Raw genomic sequence first — 20,662 nt, 5'->3', positions numbered from 1 at the left:
ACCGACCCGCGACGGCGACCCACGCGAACGACGCCGTACGCACGCTGCGGAGGTTTCGAGGCTCGGGCCTGGCGGCCCTCACACCTCAACCACCGAGACGGCCTGGCGGCCCGCACACCTCAACCACCGAGACGGCCTGGCCGCCCTCGCACCTCCACCACCGCGGGCAGGGCTACTGTCGGCGGCATGCTGGCGCAGCGGCTCGAGGGCATCCCGCCGACGATCTTCTCCGAGATGTCGGCGCTGGCGCTCCGGACCGGGGCGGTCAACCTGGGGCAGGGGTTCCCGGACGTCGACGGGCCGCCCGAGGTGATCGCGCGCGCGGTGCACGCGCTGGAGTCGGGCGCCAACCAGTACGCACCGGGGTCGGGCACGCTCGCCCTCCGGCAGGCGGTCGCGCGACACCAGCGACGGCACTACGGGATCGAGCTCGATCCGGATCGTCAGGTCGTCGTGACGACCGGATGCACCGAGGGCATCGCCGCGGCGCTGCTCGGCCTGGTCGACCCGGGCGACGAGGTGGTCGTGCTCGAGCCCTACTACGACTCCTACCCGGCGATGATCCAGATCGTGGGCGGCGTACGCCGTCCCGTCACGCTGCGCTCCCCCGACTTCCGCCTCGACGTCGACGAGCTGCGGGCGGCGGTGACGCCCCGGACCCGCTTCGTGCTCCTGAACTCTCCGCACAACCCGTCCGGCACGGTGCTCACTCGCGACGAGCTGCAGGCGGTCGCCGACCTCGCGATCGAGCACGACCTGGTCGTGATCACCGACGAGGTCTACGAGCACCTGGTCTACGACGGGCGCGAGCACGTGCCGCTGGCGACGCTGCCGGGGATGTTCGAGCGCACCCTCACCCTGTCGAGCGCCGGCAAGTCCTACTCGTTCACGGGCTGGAAGGTGGGCTGGGCGACCGGGCCGGCCGATCTCGTCGCCGCCGTCCTGGCCGCCAAGCAGTGGCTCACCTTCACCTCCGGGTCACCGCTGCAGCCGGCCGTGGCGTTCGCGCTGGACGAGGAGCCCGACTTCCCGGCGACGCTGGCGGCCGACCTGCAGGCCCGGCGCGACCTGCTGTGCACGGGACTGGCCGAGGTCGGGCTCGACGTACGCCGTCCCGAGGGCACCTACTTCGCGAGCACCGACATCACCGCCCTCGGCTGGGAGGACGGGCTGACGTTCTGTCGCGCGCTGCCCGAGCGGGCCGGCGTGGTCGCGATCCCGGCCCAGGGCTTCTACGACTCCGACGCGGGCCGACAGCTGGTGCGCTGGGCCTTCTGCAAGCAGCCCGAGGTGATCGCGGAGGGGCTGCGCCGACTGGCGGCGGCCGACCTCACGCGTTAGCTAGCGGTCGAACCAGGGCCGGACGTCGGGCCGCACCAGCATCACCACGACGAACACGGCCGCGACCAGCGGGAGCACCAGCACGAACGCCCCGAGGGCCAGGCCGAGCAGGCACACCACGCCGGCGACGGAGGCCGAGACGAGCAGCACGATCCGCGCCCACGAGACCCGGCGGAAGACCAGCACCGCCACGACGGCCGCCGCGATGCACCACAGGACCAGCCCGGCGATCATCACGTACGTCGCCGCGATCAGCATCGTGTCGGAGACGCCCTGGCTCGCGAGGTCGGGGTTGTCCCGGTGCACCTCGTCGAGCATCAGGTCCGGCGAGAGCGCCAGCACGAGCCCGCTCGCCACCAGCCCGAGCGTCACCAGGCCGCTGCAGATCCAGGTGACGATGGCCGCCGCCAGCACGACCGGCGGTCGCGCGGGGGCGGCGGCCGGCGCGGGGGGCGGGGGGACCACGGACGACGACATCGGGCCCGCTGCCGCAGGGGGCACCGGACGGGCGACCGGCGCCGTACGACGCTCCGGTGGTGCCGTCCCGTCGAACCACGAGCGCGCGGGCTGGAACCACAGGATCGCGGCCGAGGCGGCCACCACCGAGGTGACGAACCCCTGGGTGGCCAGCCCGGCCAGGAAGAGCGGTACGGCGAGCACGGTGACGGCCACCCGGGCGCTCCGGCTGCGGCGCAGCACGTGGTAGCCCAGGATCGCCGCGGCCGTCGCGCACCCGGCGGTGACCATCAGCAGGGTCCGCAGGATGGTGATCACGGTGTCCGTGCTGACGCCGAGGTCGGAGCCGGGCGGCTCGGCCAGCAGGGTGTCGATGCGCTGGAGGTTCTCCAGCGTGTGCAGCTCGGACAGCCGCTGGACGACGAGGCCGAGCGCGAAGACCGAACCCACCATGATCAGCCACCCGGCCAGGGTCACCTGGCGGGGCCGCTCCGGGGTCGGGTCGTTCACGCCGACCATTGCATCACGCCACCGTCAGCTGCAGGCCATCGCCGCCGGGAGCCCGGTCGACGGAGACGCTGCCGCCGTCGGACACCTGACCACCGATCAGCAGCTTGGCCAGCGGGTCGCCGATCGCGTTCTGGATCAGCCGACGCAGCGGGCGCGCGCCGTACGCCGGGTCGTAGCCGGTGTCGGCCAGCCAGCGCTTCGCCTCCGCGGTGACCTCGATCGTGATGCGCCGCACCGCGAGCCGCTTCTCGAGCAGCGCGAGCTGCAGGTCGACGATGTGGGTCAGCTCGTCGAGCGTCAGCGCGTCGAAGATGACCAGCTCGTCGAGCCGGTTGAGGAACTCCGGCTTGAACGCGCCACGCACGGTCGCCAGCACGGACTCGCGCCGCTGGTCGGCGTCGAGCGCCGGGTCGACCAGGAAGTTCGAGCCGAGGTTGCTGGTCAGGATCAGCAGCGTGTTGCGGAAGTCGACGGTGCGACCCTGGCCGTCGGTGAGACGGCCGTCGTCGAGCACCTGGAGGAGGATGTCGAAGACCTCCGGGTGCGCCTTCTCGACCTCGTCGAGGAGCACGACCGAGTAGGGACGCCGGCGGACGGCCTCGGTGAGCTGGCCGCCCTCGTCGTAGCCGACGTAGCCGGGAGGGGCACCGACGAGTCGCGCCACCGAGTGCTTCTCGGAGTACTCGCTCATGTCGACGCGCACGATCGCGCGCTCGTCGTCGAAGAGGAAGTCGGCGAGCGACTTGGCCAGCTCGGTCTTGCCGGTGCCGGTCGGCCCCAGGAAGAGGAACGAGCCGGTGGGCCGGTTGGGGTCGGACAGACCGGCACGCGAGCGTCGTACGGCGTCGCTCACGGCCGTCACGGCACCGCGCTGCCCGATCAGCCGCTCGCCGATGACGTCCTCCATCTTGAGCAGCTTGGCGGTCTCGCCCTCGAGCATCCGGCCGACCGGGATGCCGGTCCAGGCCTCGACGACCTCGGCGACCTGCTCGGCCCCGACCTGGTCGCCGACCAGCGGGTCGATCGTCGAGGTGTGGTCGATCTCCGCGGCGGCGGCGAGCGCCTTCTCGAGCTCGGGGATCTTGCCGTAGAGGATCTCGCTGGCCTCGTCGAGCCTGCCCTCGCGCATCAGCCGGTCGGCCTGGCCCTTGACGGCGTCGAGGCGACGACGCAGCTCGCCCTCGCCCTCGAGCGAGGACTTCTCGTGGTCCCAGCGCGCCTCCAGGGAGCGCAGCGACTCCTCCTTGTCGGCGAGGTCGGCGCGCAGCTTGTCGAGCCGGTCCTTGGACGCGTCGTCGCTCTCCTTCTCGAGCGCGAACTGCTCCATCTTGAGCCGGTCGACCTGCCGGCGCAGCTGGTCGATCTCCTCGGGCGAGGACTCGATCTCCATCCGCAGCCGCGACGCGGCCTCGTCGATCAGGTCGATCGCCTTGTCCGGCAGGTTGCGGCCGGTGATGTAGCGGTCGGACAGGGTGGCGGCCGCGACCAGGGCGGCGTCGGTGATGCGGACGCCGTGGTGCGCCTCGTACTTCTCCTGGATCCCGCGCAGGATCTGGATGCTGTCCTCGACCGACGGCTCGCCGACGAAGACCTGCTGGAAGCGGCGCTCCAGCGCCGGATCCTTCTCGATCCGCTCGCGGTACTCATCGAGCGTGGTCGCCCCGATCATGTGCAGCTCGCCGCGGGCGAGCATCGGCTTGAGCATGTTGCCGGCGTCCATCGCCGAGTCGCCGCCGGCGCCCGCGCCGACGACCGTGTGCAGCTCGTCGATGAAGGTGATGATCTGGCCGCCGGCGTCCTTGATCTCCTCGAGCACGGCCTTGAGCCGCTCCTCGAACTCGCCGCGGTACTTCGCGCCGGCGACCATCGCGGCCAGGTCCAGGCTGAGCACCCGCCGGCCCTTGAGGGAGTCGGGCACGTCGCCCGCGACGACGCGCTGGGCGAGGCCCTCGACGACGGCGGTCTTGCCGACGCCCGGCTCGCCGATCAGCACCGGGTTGTTCTTGGTACGGCGCGACAGCACCTGGATCACGCGACGGATCTCGGAGTCGCGCCCGATGACCGGGTCGAGGCGACCGTCCTCGGCGGCCTCGGTGAGGTCGACGGAGTACTTCTCCAGCGCCTCGTACGTCGACTCGGCGTCCTGGCTCGTCACCCGGCGGTTGCCGCGCACGGCCGTCAGGCCCTCGCGCAGCCCGGCCTCGGTGAGGCCAGCGTCGAGCAGCACCTTCTGCGCGCTGCTCTCCACCCCGGCCAGCGCGATGAGCAGGTGCTCGGTCGCGACGAAGTCGTCCTTCATGCCGGTGGCAAGGTCGAGCGCGGCGGCCAGCACGCGGGTCAGCGACGCGGACCCGGACGGCTGCTGCACGGTGGCGCCACTGGCCGTCGGCAGCGCGGCGAGGGCGGCCTCGGCGCGCGCGGTCAGCGCCTTGGCGTCGACCCCGGCCTTGGTGACCAGGTTGCGGGGCGTGCCGTCCTCCTGGCGCAGCAGCGCCACGAGGAGGTGGATGGGCTCGGTGTGGGTGTTGCCGCCGGTGGTCGCGGCCAGCTGTGCGGCCTCGATCGCCTCGCGGCTGCGGGTCGTGAACTTGTCGGCGCCGAAGCTGCTCATGCGCGTGATTCTCCTGGTGATCGTGGGACCGGGCCACCGTTACCGGCAACCTCATCATGGTCAACCCGCTCAGAGTTGAGTGCATTCCACTCAAGTCTGTGAGATGGGGCGGGCTACGTCGGGCCTAGACTCGCGGGGTGGACCTCCCTCGGGCTCGAGCCTTCACCGGGCGCGCCAAGTGGGGCGAGGTGGCCGGCAACCTCGTGCTGGCGGCCCTGGGCGCGGGGCTGGCGAGCGTGGTGTTCGCGGCGGTGCCGGCCGACGTCGTGCCGATGCGGATGCTGGCCTGGTACACCGTCGCGGCCGTCGTCGCGACCCTCGCCCTGGCGATCGCCCTCGCGGCGACCCGACGGCTGCCCGGCCTGCGCGAGGCGGAGGTCGAGGGTGCGCCCGCGCTGGTCGCCCGGTCGTGGCGCGGCGAGTGGTGGCACGCGACCGCCCTCGACGCCGGGCTGGTGGTCCTCGCGGGCGTGCTCACGGGGCTGGGGCTGTGGCAGGTCGCTCCCGTCGGCGCGTGGTTCCTGGTCCGGGTCGCGCTGACGCTCACCGGGCGACGGCGCAACGAGGGTCTCTGGCTGACCGCGACCGAGGTGGGGCACGACGCGGCCTGGGGCCGGGAGCGGGTACGCCGCGAGCAGGTCACCCGGGTCCGCAGCATCGGCGGCACGTCGTACCTCCTGCTGCGCGTCGAGGGAGAGGTGCACCGTGAGCTGTGCCCGCGACCCTGGCGTCGCCGCCGCACCACGGACGACAGCATCGTCGTGCGCTGCGCCTGGCTCGGTCCCGAGGCCGACGACCTGGCCGCGTGGCTGCGCGCGGAGCTCGGCCTCGAGGCGGCGCAGGGGTTTGGACGCGCGGCCACCGGCTCACACTCCCCGGGTGACCACTAGTCCCCGCCTCCCCCCGGTCGTCTACGTGCCGACGACGCTCGAGGTCGACCCGACCCAGCGCCGGGTGCTGCTGCACCAGGTCGAGGACGGACGTACGGCGCTCTACACCTACTCCGCCCTGGACCGGCTGCAGGACTTCTACCTCCCCGACAGCTCCTGGGTCCTGTGCGACGGCACGGCGCTGCAGCGCATCCACGACGAGACGCCGTACGAGCTGCTCTTCGTCGACGTCGACCCCGGGCTGCGCGACGACCCGGAGGCCGACGGATGAGCGAGATGTACGTCGAGGGTCCCGTCCTGGGCACGATCGCGGACGGCCTGGACAAGGGCGCCGCCGGGCTGGAGGACCTCGCCGGCAGCGTGCCGAGCGGCGTCGACGCCGGCCCGATGACCGGCGTGATCAGCAGCATGCTGGCCCAGGTCACCACCAGCGCGGGCAACGTGTCCGCGGCGCTCACCGGCGCCGCCGCGCTGGTCCGGCTGAGCCGCACCTACTACGAGCGCGCCGACGCGTCGGCCGAGGCCGGCCTCTCGGACATCGAGGACGTGATGTCCCCATGAGCGTCGACACCGAGATCGAGGGCCAGCCCGGCTCCATCGAGGCCGCCGCCGACTGGTTGCGCGACAAGCTGTCCGCCAAGGTCGGCGAGGCCGCCGACCGGATGAACGACGCCCGTCGCAACGCCGACGCATCCTGGCAGAGCGAGGCCGGCGACGAGTTCTCGGCGCGGATGGGCAAGGGGCGCGACCAGGTCGAGGACCTCGAGCAGGCCGCCAAGAAGATGGCCGGCGACCTCGACGACTTCGCGGAGAAGCTGCGCCGCTGCCAGCAGCAGATGCGCGACATCCGGGCCGACGCCTCGGGCGCGGGACTCTCGGTCTTCGGCTTCCTGATCCAGGACCCGGGAGCCGGTCCGGCACGACCGCCGGACCACTTCGTCGGGACCGAGGCCGAGGTCACCGAGCACAACCGCAAGGTCGCCGCGTACGACGCGCACCAGGACCTGGTCCGCGCCTACAACCACGCGTCGAGCGAGGCGGCGCGGATCGACCGGCAGTACGCCACCGCCTGCCGCGACCTCCAGGACGACTACACCCCGGGGCAGCACGCGTCGTGGCTGCTCACCACCGCCGACATCCTGGGCGACGGCATCGAGGGCGCCATCGGTGCGAGCATCGGGCTGAAGAAGTCGGGTCTCAACCGCGGAGCCGAGGCGCTGCTCGACGACGCCAAGCGCGCCATCGCCGACCTGCAGGCGCACCCCGAGCGCTACCTGAAGCGCAAGTGGCTCTTCTTCAAGACCCTCGACCAGGCCCGGCTCGACGCCGACCGGCTGGCCATCCAGGGCCGGCTCGACGAGGCAGAGGACCTGCTGAGGAAGTCGAGCGCGCTCGACGACCTCAAGCTCCCCAAGTACCTCGGCCGCGGCGGCAAGGTGCTCGGACCGCTCGGCTTCGGGCTCGGGGTCTACAACGACTACCAGGAGGGCGAGAGCACCACCCAGATCGCCGTCTCCCAGGGCGTCTCGACGGCCGCCGGGATCGGGGCGGCCGCGCTGACCGGTGCGGGCGTCGGAGCCGCCGTGGGCTCGGTCATCCCCGTGGCGGGCACGGCGGTCGGCGCCGTCGTCGGCACCGTGGTCGGTGCCGGGGTGGCGATCTTCGCCGACGGTGCGATCGACTCGCTCTTCGAGAACGGTCCCGACATCGGTGCGGCGTTCGACGAGGGTGTCGACGCCCTGGCCGACACCGGTGGCGCCATCGCCGACGGCGTCTCCAGCGCCGCCGACACCGTGGGCGGGTGGTTCCACTGACCGCGCGCACCGGACCGGGTCCGGTGGTCCGGGCCCTGGGGCTGCTGACGGGCGCGGTGGTGATCGCCATCGGCATCGGGCTGCTGACCCGGGCCGACACCGCCTTCGGCATGGTGTGGGCGGTCGGGATGGTGCTCTTCGGCGTCATCGTCGTGGTGTCCTGGCTGGCTCACCGCCCCCGGACGCGCGCACCGCTGCCGGCCCGCGACGAGACCAGGGACGGGGAGCCCGCACGCTTCCACCCCCGGCGGATCTCCGACCCGATGCTGTTCATCACCGGCACGCTCGGCGCCTGGTGCACCGTGGTCGCCGTGGTCGGTGCCGTCGAGGAGTCCTGGCTCTGGCTGGTGCTGGCCGGGGTGCCCGCCGTCTACCTGGCTGGCTTCCCGCTGCTGTGGGCGGCCGGGCGGCTTCGACCGGGCGGGGTCTGGGTCACGCCGACCCGTGTGGTCGACGAGCACTACGGGCTGCGCACCGAGGTCGCGATCGCTGACGTCGCCGCACTGAGCCCCCGCGCGCAGACCCTCCACGTGACGTTGAAGGCCGGCGCCGCCGTGACCGAGCACCGGCTCACGCCGAAGCCGTGGCGCGCGCGCAGCACCGCCCTGGAGATCCAGACCAAGGACCTGCAGGGTGGCAGCCAGCAGCTGGCCCAGGAGCTGACGCCCTAGGGCCTGCGCCGCCAGACGACGACGGACTGGCCCGGCTCCGGCTGGCGCAGGACCGGCAGCTTGTTGGCCGGTCCGGCCGTACGCCGGACAGTGGCCGCCTGACGCAGCTCGTCGCGGGTCGCGGCCAGCTCGGCCTGGAGCTCTTCGTTGCGCTGCACCAGCGCCGTGATCCGGTTCTCGAGGTCGAGGATCCGGCGTACGCCCTCGATGCCGATCCCGGCCGAGGTCAGCTCGCTGATCTCGCGCAGCAGCTCGACGTCACGGTGGGTGTAGCGACGACCGCCGCCTCCGGTGCGGCCGGGGGTGATCAGCCCCATCCGCTCGTAGGTGCGCAGGGTCTGCGGGTGCAGACCGCTCAGCTCGGCCGCGATGCTGATGACGTAGACGGCACTGTCGGGGCCGGGCTGCATCGGACCGCGCTGCACCGGGTCACGCCTCCTCGAACAGCTTCGACCGCAGCGGCTTGCCGGCGGTCGCGGCGCGGTAGGCCTCCACCGCCTCGCGGGCTGCCGGGTCGAGCACGACGGGCACCTGCACCTCGACGGTCGCGAGCAGGTCGCCCTTGCTGCCGTCGGCCTTGGGGGCGCCCCGGCCGCGGACCCGGAAGGTCCGCCCGTTGGGGGTGCCGCCCGGCACCTTGAGGGTCACCGGCGACCCACCGAGGGTCGGGATCTTGATCTCCGCTCCCAGCACCAGCTCGTCGAACGAGACCGGGACGTCGAGCAGCAGGTTGTCGTCCTTGCGGGCGAAGAGCCGGTGGCCCGAGACCTTCACCGTGACGTAGAGGTCACCGGCCGGGCCGCCGTTGTCGCCGGGCGCGCCCTTGCCCCGCAGGCGGATCCGCTGGCCGTCCTTGACGCCGGCGGGGATGCGGGCCTGGATCGTCCGGGCCGAGGTGCCCCGACCGCTGCCGTGGCAGGTCGGGCACGCCTCGTCGTACACCAGCTGGCGGCCGCTGCACATCGGGCAGGTCTCGTTGATGGAGAAGGCGCCGCCGGCGGAGGCGACGACGAACCCGGCACCCTCGCACTGCGGGCAGACGTGCGGCTTGGTGCCGGGCTTGCCGCCGGTGCCCTTGCAGTCGGGGCAGGCGGAGTCGGAGGTCATCCGCAGCGAGACGGTGACGCCGTCGATGGCGTCGGTGAAGCTGATGGTCGCCGTGGTGTCGACGTCCGCGCCCTTCTGGGCCCGGGGTCGCCGGTTGCGTCCGCCGCCACCGAAGAGGTCGCCGAACATGTCCCCGAACCCACCGCCGGCGCTGCCGGCACCGCCGGAGCGCTCGCGGAGCAGGTCGTTGAGGTCGAAGCCCCCGCCCCCACCGCCACCGAACCCGCCCGGGTAGCCGGCACCGCCGCTGTAGACGCGCATCTCGTCGTACTTGGCGCGCTTCTCAGGGTCACCGACGACGTCGTACGCCTCCGCGACCGCCTTGAACTTGTCGTGCTTGGCCGTGTCGCCGGGGTTGGAGTCGGGGTGGTTGGCGCGCGCCAGCTTGCGGTAGGCCTTCTTGATCTCGTCGGACGACGCGGTCTTGCCGACGCCGAGCTCGGCGTAGAAGTCCTTCTGCGCCCAGTCGGCCCGGAAGCCTTCGTTGGTGCTCATGCGCGCACCTCCCTCCTTGTCCGGTGGTTCAGCTGATGGGGGCGGTCACGCGGTCGGCCCGCTGGGCGGGTCGACCACGAGGACCTGGGCGGCCCGCACGACGCGGCTGCCGATCCGGTAGCCGGCCTTCGCGACCACCTTGCAGGTGGTCACCTCGACCTCGGGGTCCTCGCCGATGTGGGAGAGGGCCTCGTGGATCGTGGGGTCGAAGGCCTCCCCGGCCGCGCCGAACTTGGTCAGGCCGAGTCCGGCGACGACCCGCTCGAGCTGGTCGGCGACGGTCTGGAAGCCGGCGTCCAGCTCACCGTGCTCGCGGGCTCGGTCGATGGTGTCGAGCACCTCGGTGATCGGGGCGAGCGCGGCGTACGTCGCGTTCTCCCGGATCAGGTCGCGGTCGCGCTCGACCCGGCGCTTGTAGTTGACGAACTCGGCCTGCAGCCGCTGGAGGTCGTTGGTCCGCTCGGCGAGCGCGATCTGGGCGAGCACCAGCTCGTCCTGCTCGGCCGTCGGCTCCACCGTCTCCTCCGCGGCGGGCACCTCGGGCTGAGGAGCAGGGGTCTCCTGCTCCTCAGCCTCCGGCTGGACCGGCCCGTCCTGGGACGGCTCGGTCACTTGGCCTCGTCCTCCGGGCCCTCGTCGACGATCTCGGCGTCGACGACGTCGTCGTCGGCCTCGCCCGTCGAGCCGTCGGAGCCACCGGCGGCGGCCTGGTCGGCCTCCGCGGCGGCGTACATCGCGGCGCCCATCTTCTGGCTGGACTCACCGAGCTTGGTGACCCCGGCCTGCAGCTCCTCGGCACTGGCCTCGGCGTTCTCGAGGATGGCCTTGAGCGCGTCGACGTCGGCCTGGACCTCGGTCTTGACGTCCTCGGGCAGCTTCTCGGCGTTGTCGGCGAGGAACTTCTCCGTCGTGTAGACGAGCTGGTCGGCCTGGTTGCGGGTCTCGACCGCGGCACGCCGGTTGGCGTCCTCCTCGGCGTACTGCTCCGCCTCCTTGACCATCCGGTCGATGTCGTCCTTCGACAGCGCGGAGCCGCCGGAGATCGTCATGGACTGCTCCTTGCCGGAGGCCTGGTCCTTCGCGGTCACGTGCACGATGCCGTTGGCGTCGATGTCGAAGGTGACCTCGATCTTCGGGATGCCGCGCGGGGCCGGCGGGAGGCCGGTCAGCTCGAAGTTGCCGAGCGGCTGGTTCTGCGACCACATCTGGCGCTCGCCCTGGGCGACCTTGATCTCGACCGACGGCTGGTTGTCGTCGGCGGTCGTGAAGATCTCGGACCGCTTGGTCGGGATGGTCGTGTTGCGCTCGATCAGCGTGGTCATCACGCCGCCCTTGGTCTCGATGCCGAGGGACAGCGGGGTCACGTCGAGGAGCAGCACGTCCTTGACCTCGCCCTTGAGGACACCGGCCTGCAGGGCGGCGCCGACGGCGACGACCTCGTCCGGGTTGACGCCCTTGTTGGGCTCCTTGCCACCGAGGAGCTCCTTGACGACGTCGCTGACGGCGGGCATCCGCGTGGAGCCACCGACGAGCACGACGTGGTCGATCTTGTCGACCGCGACGCCGCCGTCCTTGAGGACCTGCTGGAAGGGCTTCTTGGTGCGGTCGAGCAGGTCGGCCGTCAGCTTCTGGAACTCGCTGCGGCTGAGCTTCTCCTCGAAGTGCAGCGGGCCGGACTCGCCGTGCGTGATGTACGGCAGGTGGATCGTGGTCTCGGCGGAGGAGGACAGCTCGATCTTCGCCTTCTCCGCGGCCTCCTGGAGACGCTGCTTGGCGATCTTGTCCGCGCCCAGGTCGACGCCGTTGTTGTCCTTGAACTTCTTGACCATCCACTCGACGACGCGGGCGTCCCAGTCGTCACCACCGAGGTGGTTGTCACCGGAGGTCGCCTTGACCTCGACGACGCCCTCGCCGATCTCGAGGAGGGACACGTCGAACGTGCCGCCGCCGAGGTCGAAGACGAGGATCGTCTGGTCGTCGCCCTTGTCGAGGCCGTAGGCCAGCGCGGCCGCGGTCGGCTCGTTGACGATCCGGCTCACGTTCAGGCCGGCGATCTCGCCGGCCTCCTTGGTGGCCTGGCGCTGCGCGTCGGAGAAGTACGCCGGGACCGTGATCACCGCGTCGGTGACGGTCTCGCCGAGGTAGGCCTCCGCGTCGCGCTTCAGCTTCTGCAGCACGAAGGCGCTGATCTGCTGGGGCGTGAAGTCCTTGCCGTCGATGTCGGTCTTCCAGTCCGTGCCCATGTGGCGCTTCACGGAGCGGATGGTCCGGTCGACGTTGGTGACGGCCTGACGCTTGGCCACCTCGCCGACGAGGACCTCGCCGGACTTGGCGAAGGCGACGACCGACGGGGTCGTGCGGGCGCCCTCCGCGTTTGCGATGACGGTGGGTTCGCCACCCTCCAGAACGGCCACGACGCTGTTCGTCGTGCCGAGGTCGATGCCGACCGCACGTGCCATGTCTCTGTACCTCCGGGTATCGGGTGCTGCTCTCGACGGCGTCCGTCTGCTGTTCATCCTGCGTCGCCGAGGGCAGTCTGCCAAATCAGTTGAGTCGATTCAACTCAACTTTGCTTATCCGGCTCAACGCAGACCCGAGGGCGGAGATTCCCGGATCAGCCCACGAACCTCTGGACCAGCGTGATTCGCGCCAGTCCCGGCACGTCGGCCCGCGGGATCCAGCGCGCCTCGTCGGTCGTGCCGTCCAGCTCGCGGGTCAGATCGCCGCCGACGACGTGGGCGCGGAACACCACCCGGACGCTCTTCTGCCAGCGCGCGGCGCCGTCGAGCCGCTCCTCGGGCGGCAGCACGAGCGTGTCCACGCCGAGCAGGCCGTCCAGCGCGACGTCGTACCCGGTCTCCTCGAGGGCCTCGCGCACGGCGCCCTCCTCGGCGGTCTCGGCGAGGTCGACCCCGCCACCGGGCAGCGTCCAGAGCGGCACGGCCGGCTCGTTCCACAGCGCGAGCAGCACCCGGTCCCGGTCGTCGATGATGACGACGTACGCGGCCAGGCGGGTGTCGTACTCGGTGAAGTCCAGCACAGGTCCCATGAGTCCATCCTCACTCAGGGGAATGCTCGAGCCCCTCTGCGGGGATGGAACCTGTATGACCGTCCCCACTGTCGCCCTGAACGACCAGACCTCCATCCCCCAGCTCGGCTTCGGCGTCTACCAGGTCCCACCGGACCAGACCGAGGCCACGGTGAGCACCGCTTTCGAGGTGGGCTACCGCCACATCGACACCGCGCAGATGTACCAGAACGAGGCCGGCGTCGGCGCCGCGATCGCGAGCTCCGGCATCGCGCGCGACGAGCTCTACGTCACGAGCAAGCTCAACAACAGCTTCCACGAGCCGGACGCCGCCCGTCGCGCGTTCGACGAGACGCTGGAGCGCCTCGGCCTCGACCGGGTCGACCTCTTCCTCATCCACTGGCCACTGCCGACGCAGTACGGCGGCGACTACGTGTCGACCTGGCGCACCCTCACCGAGTTCGTGGCCGACGGCCGCGCGACCTCGGTCGGCGTCTCCAACTTCCAGCCGGCCCACCTCGACCGGATCATCGCGGAGACGGGCGTCGCCCCGGCGGTGAACCAGATCGAGGTGCATCCCTACTTCACCAACGAGGCCGCCCGCGCCGCGTCGATCCGGCACGGCGTCGAGGTCGAGGCGTGGTCGCCGATCGCGCAGGGCAAGGTGCTCGACGACGCCGTCATCGGCGAGATCGCGGCCGCCCACGGCAAGACGCCGTCGCAGGTCACGCTGCGCTGGCACATCGAGCGCGGCGACATCGTCTTCCCCAAGTCGATGCGCGAGGAGCGGATGCGCGAGAACTTCGACATCTTCGACTTCGCGCTCACCGAGGACCAGGTCGCCGCGATCAGCGCGCTCGACCAGGGCGAGGCCGGCCGCACCGGCCCCAACCCGGACACCTTCGACTGGATCCCCGGCTGACCGTCGGCGCACGGTGGTCGAGGTGCGAAGGCCGTCGGGCCTGAGCCTCGAGACCACCGCCCCCGGACCTACGCCTCGAGGGCCCGGCCCCAGGACTCGAGAGTCCTGGCGAGCCGGGCCCGCTCCGTCTCACCGAGCAGGTCGACGAGCCGGCGCTCGTTGACGAGGTGGGCCGTGAACGCCCGGTCGATCACGTCGAGGCCGGCGTCGGTCAGCGCGATCACGCGGCCCCGGCCGTCGTGGTTGCTGACCCTCCGGGTCACCAGGCCCTGCTCGACGCAGCGGTCGACCCGCTTGGTCACCGCTCCGGACGAGACCATCGTCCAGTGCCCGAGGTCGCGCGGGGTCAGCTCGTACGGCGGCCCCTCGCGCCGCAGCGTCGCGAGGATGTCGAACTCACCCTCGCCGAGCCCGAACTCGGCGTACACCGCCACGAGCTCCTCGGTGAGCCGGGCCGCCAGGCGGTGCAGCCGCCCAATGACGCCCAGGGGGGAGACGTCTAGGTCCGGCCGCGCCTCGTGCCACTTCGCCATGATCCGGCCGACGTGGTCGAGGTCCCGCTCCGCTGGTGCCGCCATGGGTGGAATATATCTGACGCGGAAACTATTATCTCTTCCGTGGAAACTAACTGGCGCGTCCTCGGCCTGAGCGCCCTGGCCCCCGTCGCGTGGGGCTCGGGCTACTACGTGACCGAGACGTTCCTGCCGCCCGACCGCCCGCTCTTCGGCGCGATGGTGCGGGCGCTGCCCTTCGGCCTGCTGCTGCTCGCGTTCCGGCCCCGACTGCCCACGGGCATCTGGTGGTGGCGCTCGCTCGTGCTCGGCACGCTCAACATCGGCGCCTTCTTCGTCCTGATCTTCATCGCCGCCTACCGCCTGCCCGGCGGGACGGCCGCCACGCTCACCGCCACGGCGCCGATCATGGTGATGCTCGTCGCCTGGGCGCTGATCGGCGAGCGGCCGCGGGCCGCGTCGCTGGCCGGAGCCGCGGTCGGCGCCGCCGGCGTCGCGCTGCTGGTGCTGCGCGCGGACTTCACCGTCGACCCGGTCGGGGTCGCCGCCTCGTTCGGTGCCGTCGCGATGTCGTCGGTCGGGTTCGTGCTCGTCAAGCGGTGGCAGCCGCCGGTCGACCTGCTCACCTTCACCGCGTGGCAGCTGGTCGCCGGCGGGCTGGTGCTGCTGCCCGTCGCCCTGGTCGTCGAGGGCACGCCGCCCGCGCTGGGCGTGGGCGCGATCGGCGGCTTCCTCTACCTCGGGCTGGTCGGCACCGTGATGGCGTACGTCGTCTGGTTCCGCGGACTGCGCCGGCTCCCGGCCGGTGCGGTGTCGCTGGTCGGCCTGCTGAACCCGGTCTCCGGCACGGTCCTCGGCGTCGCGCTGGCCGGCGAGTCCTTCGGTGGCAGCCAGGCGCTCGGGCTGCTGCTCGTGCTCGCCGGCATCCTCGCGGGTCAGCCGGCCGTGGCGGACCGGCTGCGTCGCCGGCGTACGACGCTGGCGTCAGCCGGCGACCTTCACGCGGACGACCCCCGACTTGAGGCCGGAGTCGGAGTCGACGACCCGGAACTTGTTCATCCCGGCCTTGCTGGTCTGCACGGGGATCTGGAAGCTCTCGCCGCTCACCGAGCCGGTCGCCGGGAAGTCCACCCACTCGCCGTCCTGGAGCCGCTGGACGGCCAGGATCGCCCCCTCGCCCTCCGGGTAGACGCCGGTGAGCTGGAACTGCTCCATCGGGCTGACCGAGACGGCCGAGGCTGAGAGGCTGATCTCGCGCTTCGCCGACTCGCTCTTGGTCGGCGTGGCCGACGTCGACGCGCTCTCGGTCTCGCCGGGCGCCAGCGTGATCGTGGGGCCGCTCTCGGAGGTGGTCTTCGACGGGCTCGGCAGGTAGAGGCTCGCCGCGTCGTCGGCCGTCGAGTCGTCGGAGCCGCCCCCGATGCCGAGGACCTTGGTGCCCGCGAGGACGACGACGCCCAGCACCAGGCCCACGACCAGCCCGACGCCGACCAGCGCCACCAGGCCCGCCATGATCGGGTGCTCGTCGCTGGGCTGGTCCGGCAGCTTGTCGGCCACGTCGATCCTCCGAGTCAGGGTCAGTACGCGGCCATTGTTGCTCAGCGGCGCTCCAGCACCACGATCGGGGAGCCGGGCCTCAGATCCCGCGCTTCCAGACGATCTGCTCGTGCAGCCTGCGGCTGCGCCAGCCGTCGGCCGTGCGGGTCAGCGTGTGGTGGTAGAGACCGCCGAACTCGACGATCCTGTGCCCGCCCTGGCCGTCGTCGAGCGGCATCGGGTTGTGGAAGTACGCCGCGCAGGTCGCCTCGTCACCGTCGATCGCGATGTCGAGCTGGTGCAGGGAGTGCATCCGGTGCGGGAAGAACGCGGGCAGCACCTCGGCCAGCCACGCCTTGACCGCGGGATAGGCCTCGGCGATCCCGCCCGACTCCGTGTAGTCGATCGCGGCGTCGGGGGTGAAGACGGAGTCGAGCAGGTCCCACTCACCGGTGTCGATGCCCCGGGTGTAGCGGATGACCACGCCCTCGATCTCGAGCCGGTCGCTGATCTCCTGGAGGTCCACGGGTGAACTCTGGCACAAAACTGGAACACGTTCTACTGTGAGGCCCATGCGATTCAGCTATGCCGAGGCGATGACGCAGGCGACGTACTACGCACCCCTGGCCCAGGCCGCGGAGGCCGCCGGCTACACCAGCATGACGGTCGCCGACAGCGTCATCTACCCCAAGGACTCCGACTCGAAGTACCCCTACACCGACACCGGGGACCGCGAGTTCCTCGACGGCAAGGAGTTCATCGAGACGATGGTGCTGTGCGCGCACCTCTTCGCCGTGACCACGACGCTGCGGCTCACGCCGTTCGTGATCAAGCTGCCGATCCGGCCGCCGGTGCTCGTCGCCAAGCAGGCCTCGTCGCTGGCGTTCCTCTCCGGCAACCGTCTGGGGCTGGGCGTCGGGATCTCGCCGTGGCCCGAGGACTTCGACGCCATGGGCGTCGACTGGGCCAGGCGCGGCAAGCGGATGGACGAGTGCATGGACATCCTCCGCGGCCTGACCACCGGTGAGTTCTTCGAGTACCACGGCGAGTTCTACGACGTCGACGCCCTCAAGCAGTGCCCCGGGGCCACCGAGACGATCCCGCTCCTGGTCGGCGGCCACGCCGACGCGGCCCTGCGGCGCGCCGTACGCAAGGGCGACGGCTGGATGCACGCCGGCGGCGACGGCGAGGAGCTCGAGCGGCTGCTGACGCGCCTCGCCGAGATCCGCGTGGAGGAGGGCGACACCCGCGACGACTTCGAGGTGCACGTCATCTCGTACGACGCCTACACCGTCGACGGCATCAAGCGCCTCGAGGACAAGGGCGTCACCGACTGCATCGTGGGCTTCCGGGTGCCCTACATCAAGGGCCCGGACACCGAGCCGCTCGACAAGAAGATCGCGCACCTGGAGCGGTACGCCGAGGACGTCATCCACCAGGTGGGCGCGTGAGCGCGTCGTACGGCCTGACCAAGGTCCTCCAGGACGCGATCGCGGAGGCCGAGGAGCTGGTCGCCAACGCCCCGTTCATCAGGACCGAGCAGGACCGGCTCGAGGGCTACGACTACCTGGCCGGGCGGATCCGGATGGCCATGCAGATGGCGTTCGACCACGACCTCGACCGGACGCTCTTCATCAACCCCACGCACCAGTTCTCCCGCCAGGGCCTCGACAACCCCGACGCGATCTACTTCAACGCCTACCTCAAGGAGGGCGTCGAGTACGTCGTACGCGGACGTCGTGGCACGTCGGCGGACCTGTCCTTCCAGGTGATGGGCGGTGCCTACTCCGCGACCACCGCGGCGACCTCGATGCTGGCCTTCGACGACCGGGAGCTGGAGAAGGACGCCGACGGCGGCTTCGAGTTCCGCTACACCGCCGAGCCCGGCGCGAAGACGATGATCGTGCGCGAGGTCTTCAACGACTGGGACACCGAGGAGCGCGGCCTGCTCACCATCGAGCGGGTCGACACGATGGGCCAGCCGGCGAAGGCGCTCGAGAGGGACCGGCTGGCGAAGCGCTACGAGGTGGCCGCGCGCAGCCTGGTCGGCTCGATCCAGACGTGGTTCGCCTTCCCCCAGTTCTTCCAGTACAAGGAGCCGGTCAACCAGCCGACGGCGCCGCAGTCGACCCCCGGCGGCCTGGCCTCGCAGCGCTCGTCGATCGGCCACTACGAGCTGGCCGAGGACGAGGCACTGGTGGTCACCGTGCCCGAGTGCACCGACTGCGCCTACCAGGCCATCCAGATCGGGTCCGACTGGTACGCCTCGACCGACTACGAGACGCACCAGACCTCGCTCACCAAGGCGCAGGCGCAGACCGACCCCGACGGCAGGATGCGGTTCGTGATCTCGGAGACGCCCCCGGGCGGCACCCCGATCGCGAACTGGCTGGAGACCACCGGCCACCGCACCGGCGCCCTGATGCTGCGCTGGCAGCGCCTGACCCGCGACCTCGGCCCCGAGGACGGGCCGGTCGCCGAGGTGATGCCGCTGGCCGACGTACCGACCAGGCTCCCGCACTTCACCCCCCTCACCCCAGAGGAGTACGCCGAGCGCATCGCCGCCCGGCAGCGCTCCGTCGCCCGAAGGATGATCAGTTGACCAGGAAGATGTGCTGATGAGCGAGCTTGGCTACGCCGAGGCCCACGACACCTCGATCGAGGAGCGCTACACCGCCGTACCTCTGCTGAGGGGCAAGGTCGTCGTCATCTCCGGCATCGGCCCCGGCCTCGGCCGGTCGCTGGCCGAGGAGGCGGCCAGGATGGGCGCCGACCTGGTGATCGCGAGCCGCACCGAGTCGCGGCTGCTCGCCCTGCAGGCGGAGCTCGAGGGCCACGGCGTCAAGGTCGTCAGCGTGGTCGCCGACGTGACCGACGAGGACTCGCGGGTCAACCTCCGCGACCGGACCCTCGAGGCGTTCGGGCGCGTGGACTGCGTGATCAACAACGCCTTCACGATCCCGCCGATGGACCCGATCACCCAGATCAGCCCGCGCAAGCTCGCGAAGGTCAACGAGACCAACGTCTTCGCGCCGCTGCGGCTCTCGGCGCTCTTCGCGGACGCGCTGTCGGAGACCAGGGGCTCGATCATCATGCTGAACTCCTGCGTCTCCTTCTCCTCGCAGCCGGAGTACGCCGGGTACAAGCTCTCGAAGGGGGCGCTGGAGCACCTCGCCTCGTCGCTCGCGACCGAGCTCGGCCCCCGCGGCATCCGCGTCAACAGCGTCGCGCCGTCGTACATCTACGAGGACGTCAACCGCGGCTACTTCGACTTCCTCGCCGCCGTCGAGGAGAAGACGCACGAGCAGGTGTACGCCGAGAAGGCGGCACCGACGGACCTGAAGCGACTGGCGTCGTCCGAGGAGGTCGCCCGCGCGACGCTCTTCCTCGCCAGCGACCTCGCCTCCGCGGTCACCGGTCAGATGCTGACCGTCGACTGCGGCGAGTTCCACAGCTGATGACCGGGTCGTCCGCCTCTCGCAGGTGTGGGCACCGGCCTCAGGCGGACGACCCGACTGGAGGGCGTCGATGAGCGACAACATCATGGTGCGGGAGCGCCCGGACGTCGGGTCGTACGACGACATCGTGGCGGCCGCCGTACGCACGACGGGCCTGTCCGACTTCGGCGGGACCGCGCACGAGGAGGGCCTGCGGGTCCTGACCGAGGACCTGTCGTCCCCCGAGGCCGGCCTGACCCCGCGCGGCAACTACTTCCAGCGCTCCGAGGTGAAGTCGGCGCTGGTCGGCGTGCTGCTGACCCAGGCGCAGTTCGCCGCGCACCCGGAGCACCGTGACGTGCCGATCGAGCGGCCGATCTTCCTGATGGGGCTGCCGCGCACCGGCACCACGGCCCTGCACCGCTACCTGCACGCCGACCCCGGCTCGCAGGGCCTGGAGATGTGGCTGACGCAGTACCCCCAGCCCCGGCCCCCGCGCGACACCTGGGAGTCGGACCCGATCTTCAACGCCATGCAGCAGGCGTTCTCGGCCCATCACGTCGAGAGCCCCGAGTTCATGGGGATCCACTACATGGACGCGACCACGGTCGAGGAGTGCTGGCGGCTGCTGCGACAGACCGGCAAGTCGAACTCCTACGAGTCGCTGGCCAACCTGCCGCGCTACACCGACTGGCTCAAGCAGCAGGACTGGACCGACGCCTACGCGCGGCACAAGGAGAACCTGCAGCTCGTCGGGCTCAACGACGTCGACAAGCGCTGGATCCTCAAGAACCCCTCGCACATGACCTCGCTCGACGCGTTGATGACGGTCTACCCGGACGCGCTGATCATCTACACGCACCGCGACCCGGTCACCTGCATCGCCTCGTCGTGCTCGCTCTCTGCCGAGACCACGGTCGGGCACAGCTCGACGTACGTCGGCGGCGTGATCGGCCACACCCAGCTGGACCTGTGGTCGCGGGCGTTCCACGCCTTCCACGACGCGCGGCCGGCGTACGACCAGGACCAGTTCGTCGACATCGCCTTCAAGGACCTGGTGACCGACCCGCTCGGGGTGACCCGGCGGGTCTACGACCAGTTCGGGCTCGACTGGACCCCCGAGGTGCAGGCGGCGATCGAGGATCTCGACCAGGAGTCCAAGCAGGGCAAGGCGAAGCCCTCGCACAGCTACACGCTCAAGGACTACGGCCTCACCGAGGCTCGGGTCCGCGCCGCCTTCGACCGCTAGCCGACCGTGGCTTCGAGGCTCGGCCCTACCCGCCGGTCCCGTGGCTGCGGTGCGCAGGCCTGAGCCTCGGAAGCCCGCAACCA

21 protein-coding genes are annotated in these 20,662 nt (G+C 71.2%); 12 read left to right on the top strand and 9 right to left on the bottom strand.

The features are described 5' to 3' along the window. Nucleotides 1–186: 186 nt before the first annotated feature. Entirely contained in the window at nucleotides 187–1,341 is a 1,155-nt protein-coding gene (locus N542_RS0111325; RefSeq protein ID WP_028644010.1) for a pyridoxal phosphate-dependent aminotransferase, read from the top strand. On the opposite strand, the gene N542_RS0111320 is transcribed toward N542_RS0111325, so the two are convergent. Together N542_RS0111320 and clpB are read right to left on the bottom strand one after the other, a co-directional pair. Further along, entirely contained in the window at nucleotides 1,342–2,307 is a 966-nt protein-coding gene (locus N542_RS0111320; RefSeq protein WP_155992988.1) for a hypothetical protein, read from the bottom strand. It abuts the gene before it with no gap. Nucleotides 2,308–2,320: 13 nt separating this feature from the next. Next, nucleotides 2,321–4,918, bottom strand: a complete 2,598-nt coding sequence (gene clpB, locus N542_RS0111315) for an ATP-dependent chaperone ClpB (protein ID WP_028644008.1) — start codon at nucleotides 4,916–4,918, stop codon at nucleotides 2,321–2,323. 137 nt (nucleotides 4,919–5,055) lie between these two features. Here clpB and N542_RS0111310 point away from each other — a divergent pair, with 137 nt between their 5' ends. The 5 genes from N542_RS0111310 to N542_RS0111290 are packed head-to-tail and all read left to right on the top strand — an operon-like array spanning nucleotide 5,056 to nucleotide 8,293. Continuing rightward, nucleotides 5,056–5,808, top strand: a complete 753-nt coding sequence (locus N542_RS0111310) for a hypothetical protein (RefSeq protein ID WP_028644007.1) — start codon at nucleotides 5,056–5,058, stop codon at nucleotides 5,806–5,808. Further along, nucleotides 5,798–6,079, top strand: coding sequence for an SAV_915 family protein (locus N542_RS24505; RefSeq protein WP_036507344.1), 282 nt, complete (start codon nucleotides 5,798–5,800; stop codon nucleotides 6,077–6,079). Before N542_RS0111310 ends, N542_RS24505 begins: the two co-directional genes overlap by 11 nt. Continuing rightward, a complete protein-coding gene (locus tag N542_RS0111300) occupies nucleotides 6,076–6,369 on the top strand; it encodes a hypothetical protein (protein WP_028644006.1) in 294 nt (97 codons plus the stop codon). The genes N542_RS24505 and N542_RS0111300 overlap by 4 nt, the downstream gene beginning before the upstream one ends. Beyond that, complete coding sequence (locus tag N542_RS0111295; RefSeq protein WP_028644005.1) at nucleotides 6,366–7,622, top strand: WXG100 family type VII secretion target; 1,257 nt, start codon at nucleotides 6,366–6,368, stop codon at nucleotides 7,620–7,622. The genes N542_RS0111300 and N542_RS0111295 overlap by 4 nt, the downstream gene beginning before the upstream one ends. Continuing rightward, nucleotides 7,610–8,293: a hypothetical protein gene (locus N542_RS0111290; protein WP_155992986.1), complete on the top strand. Its 684-nt coding sequence runs from the start codon at nucleotides 7,610–7,612 to the stop codon at nucleotides 8,291–8,293. Before N542_RS0111295 ends, N542_RS0111290 begins: the two co-directional genes overlap by 13 nt. Here N542_RS0111290 and N542_RS0111285 read toward each other — a convergent pair. The 5 genes from N542_RS0111285 to N542_RS0111265 form a co-directional block, all read right to left on the bottom strand. Then, a complete protein-coding gene (locus tag N542_RS0111285; RefSeq protein ID WP_028644003.1) occupies nucleotides 8,290–8,718 on the bottom strand; it encodes a heat shock protein transcriptional repressor HspR in 429 nt (142 codons plus the stop codon). The two genes, N542_RS0111290 and N542_RS0111285, sit on opposite strands and share 4 nt — an antisense overlap. A 4-nt stretch (nucleotides 8,719–8,722) precedes the next feature. Beyond that, nucleotides 8,723–9,895, bottom strand: a complete 1,173-nt coding sequence (dnaJ, locus tag N542_RS0111280) for a molecular chaperone DnaJ (protein ID WP_028644002.1) — start codon at nucleotides 9,893–9,895, stop codon at nucleotides 8,723–8,725. Between the two features lie 45 nt (nucleotides 9,896–9,940). Further along, a complete protein-coding gene (grpE, locus tag N542_RS24500) occupies nucleotides 9,941–10,507 on the bottom strand; it encodes a nucleotide exchange factor GrpE (RefSeq protein ID WP_081795143.1) in 567 nt (188 codons plus the stop codon). Next, nucleotides 10,504–12,354 (bottom strand): molecular chaperone DnaK, encoded by a 1,851-nt coding sequence (dnaK, locus tag N542_RS0111270; RefSeq protein WP_028644001.1) that lies wholly within the window; start codon nucleotides 12,352–12,354, stop codon nucleotides 10,504–10,506. Before dnaK ends, grpE begins: the two co-directional genes overlap by 4 nt. Nucleotides 12,355–12,509: 155 nt before the next feature. Then, nucleotides 12,510–12,944 (bottom strand): NUDIX hydrolase, encoded by a 435-nt coding sequence (locus tag N542_RS0111265; RefSeq protein WP_036507339.1) that lies wholly within the window; start codon nucleotides 12,942–12,944, stop codon nucleotides 12,510–12,512. Nucleotides 12,945–12,999: 55 nt separating this feature from the next. Here N542_RS0111265 and N542_RS0111260 point away from each other — a divergent pair, with 55 nt between their 5' ends. Continuing rightward, nucleotides 13,000–13,845 carry an aldo/keto reductase gene (locus N542_RS0111260; protein WP_028643999.1) on the top strand — a complete coding sequence of 282 codons (846 nt, stop codon included), beginning with the start codon at nucleotides 13,000–13,002 and terminating at the stop codon, nucleotides 13,843–13,845. A gap of 68 nt (nucleotides 13,846–13,913) precedes the next feature. Here N542_RS0111260 and N542_RS0111255 read toward each other — a convergent pair whose 3' ends face one another. Next, complete coding sequence (locus tag N542_RS0111255) at nucleotides 13,914–14,423, bottom strand: MarR family winged helix-turn-helix transcriptional regulator (RefSeq protein WP_028643998.1); 510 nt, start codon at nucleotides 14,421–14,423, stop codon at nucleotides 13,914–13,916. A gap of 39 nt (nucleotides 14,424–14,462) precedes the next feature. On the opposite strand from N542_RS0111255, the gene N542_RS24495 reads away from it, so the two are divergent. Continuing rightward, nucleotides 14,463–15,599, top strand: coding sequence for an EamA family transporter (locus tag N542_RS24495; protein WP_081795142.1), 1,137 nt, complete (start codon nucleotides 14,463–14,465; stop codon nucleotides 15,597–15,599). A gap of 394 nt (nucleotides 15,600–15,993) precedes the next feature. Here the strand turns inward: N542_RS24495 and N542_RS0111240 are convergent, their stop codons facing one another. Continuing rightward, nucleotides 15,994–16,419 (bottom strand): nuclear transport factor 2 family protein, encoded by a 426-nt coding sequence (locus N542_RS0111240; RefSeq protein ID WP_028643996.1) that lies wholly within the window; start codon nucleotides 16,417–16,419, stop codon nucleotides 15,994–15,996. 46 nt (nucleotides 16,420–16,465) lie between these two features. Here N542_RS0111240 and N542_RS0111235 point away from each other — a divergent pair, with 46 nt between their 5' ends. The 4 genes from N542_RS0111235 to N542_RS0111220 all read left to right on the top strand — a co-directional run bounded on the left by N542_RS0111235 (nucleotide 16,466) and on the right by N542_RS0111220 (nucleotide 20,579). Beyond that, on the top strand, nucleotides 16,466–17,344 hold the full coding sequence (locus N542_RS0111235; protein ID WP_028643995.1) for a TIGR03619 family F420-dependent LLM class oxidoreductase: 879 nt from the start codon (nucleotides 16,466–16,468) through the stop codon (nucleotides 17,342–17,344). After that, entirely contained in the window at nucleotides 17,341–18,495 is a 1,155-nt protein-coding gene (locus N542_RS0111230) for a DUF1214 domain-containing protein (RefSeq protein WP_036507336.1), read from the top strand. The genes N542_RS0111235 and N542_RS0111230 overlap by 4 nt, the downstream gene beginning before the upstream one ends. Before the next feature lie 16 nt (nucleotides 18,496–18,511). After that, nucleotides 18,512–19,351, top strand: a complete 840-nt coding sequence (locus N542_RS0111225) for an SDR family oxidoreductase (RefSeq protein ID WP_081795164.1) — start codon at nucleotides 18,512–18,514, stop codon at nucleotides 19,349–19,351. A 70-nt stretch (nucleotides 19,352–19,421) separates the two neighbouring features. After that, nucleotides 19,422–20,579: a sulfotransferase family protein gene (locus N542_RS0111220; RefSeq protein ID WP_231482605.1), complete on the top strand. Its 1,158-nt coding sequence runs from the start codon at nucleotides 19,422–19,424 to the stop codon at nucleotides 20,577–20,579. The last annotated feature ends 83 nt before the right edge of the window (nucleotides 20,580–20,662 follow it).

The sequence above is a fragment of the Nocardioides sp. URHA0020 genome, assembly GCF_000620705.1.
Taxonomy (GTDB): domain Bacteria; phylum Actinomycetota; class Actinomycetes; order Propionibacteriales; family Nocardioidaceae; genus Nocardioides.
Note: the sequence above shows the minus strand (reverse complement) of the source record. Positions and strands in the feature narration are given on the sequence as shown.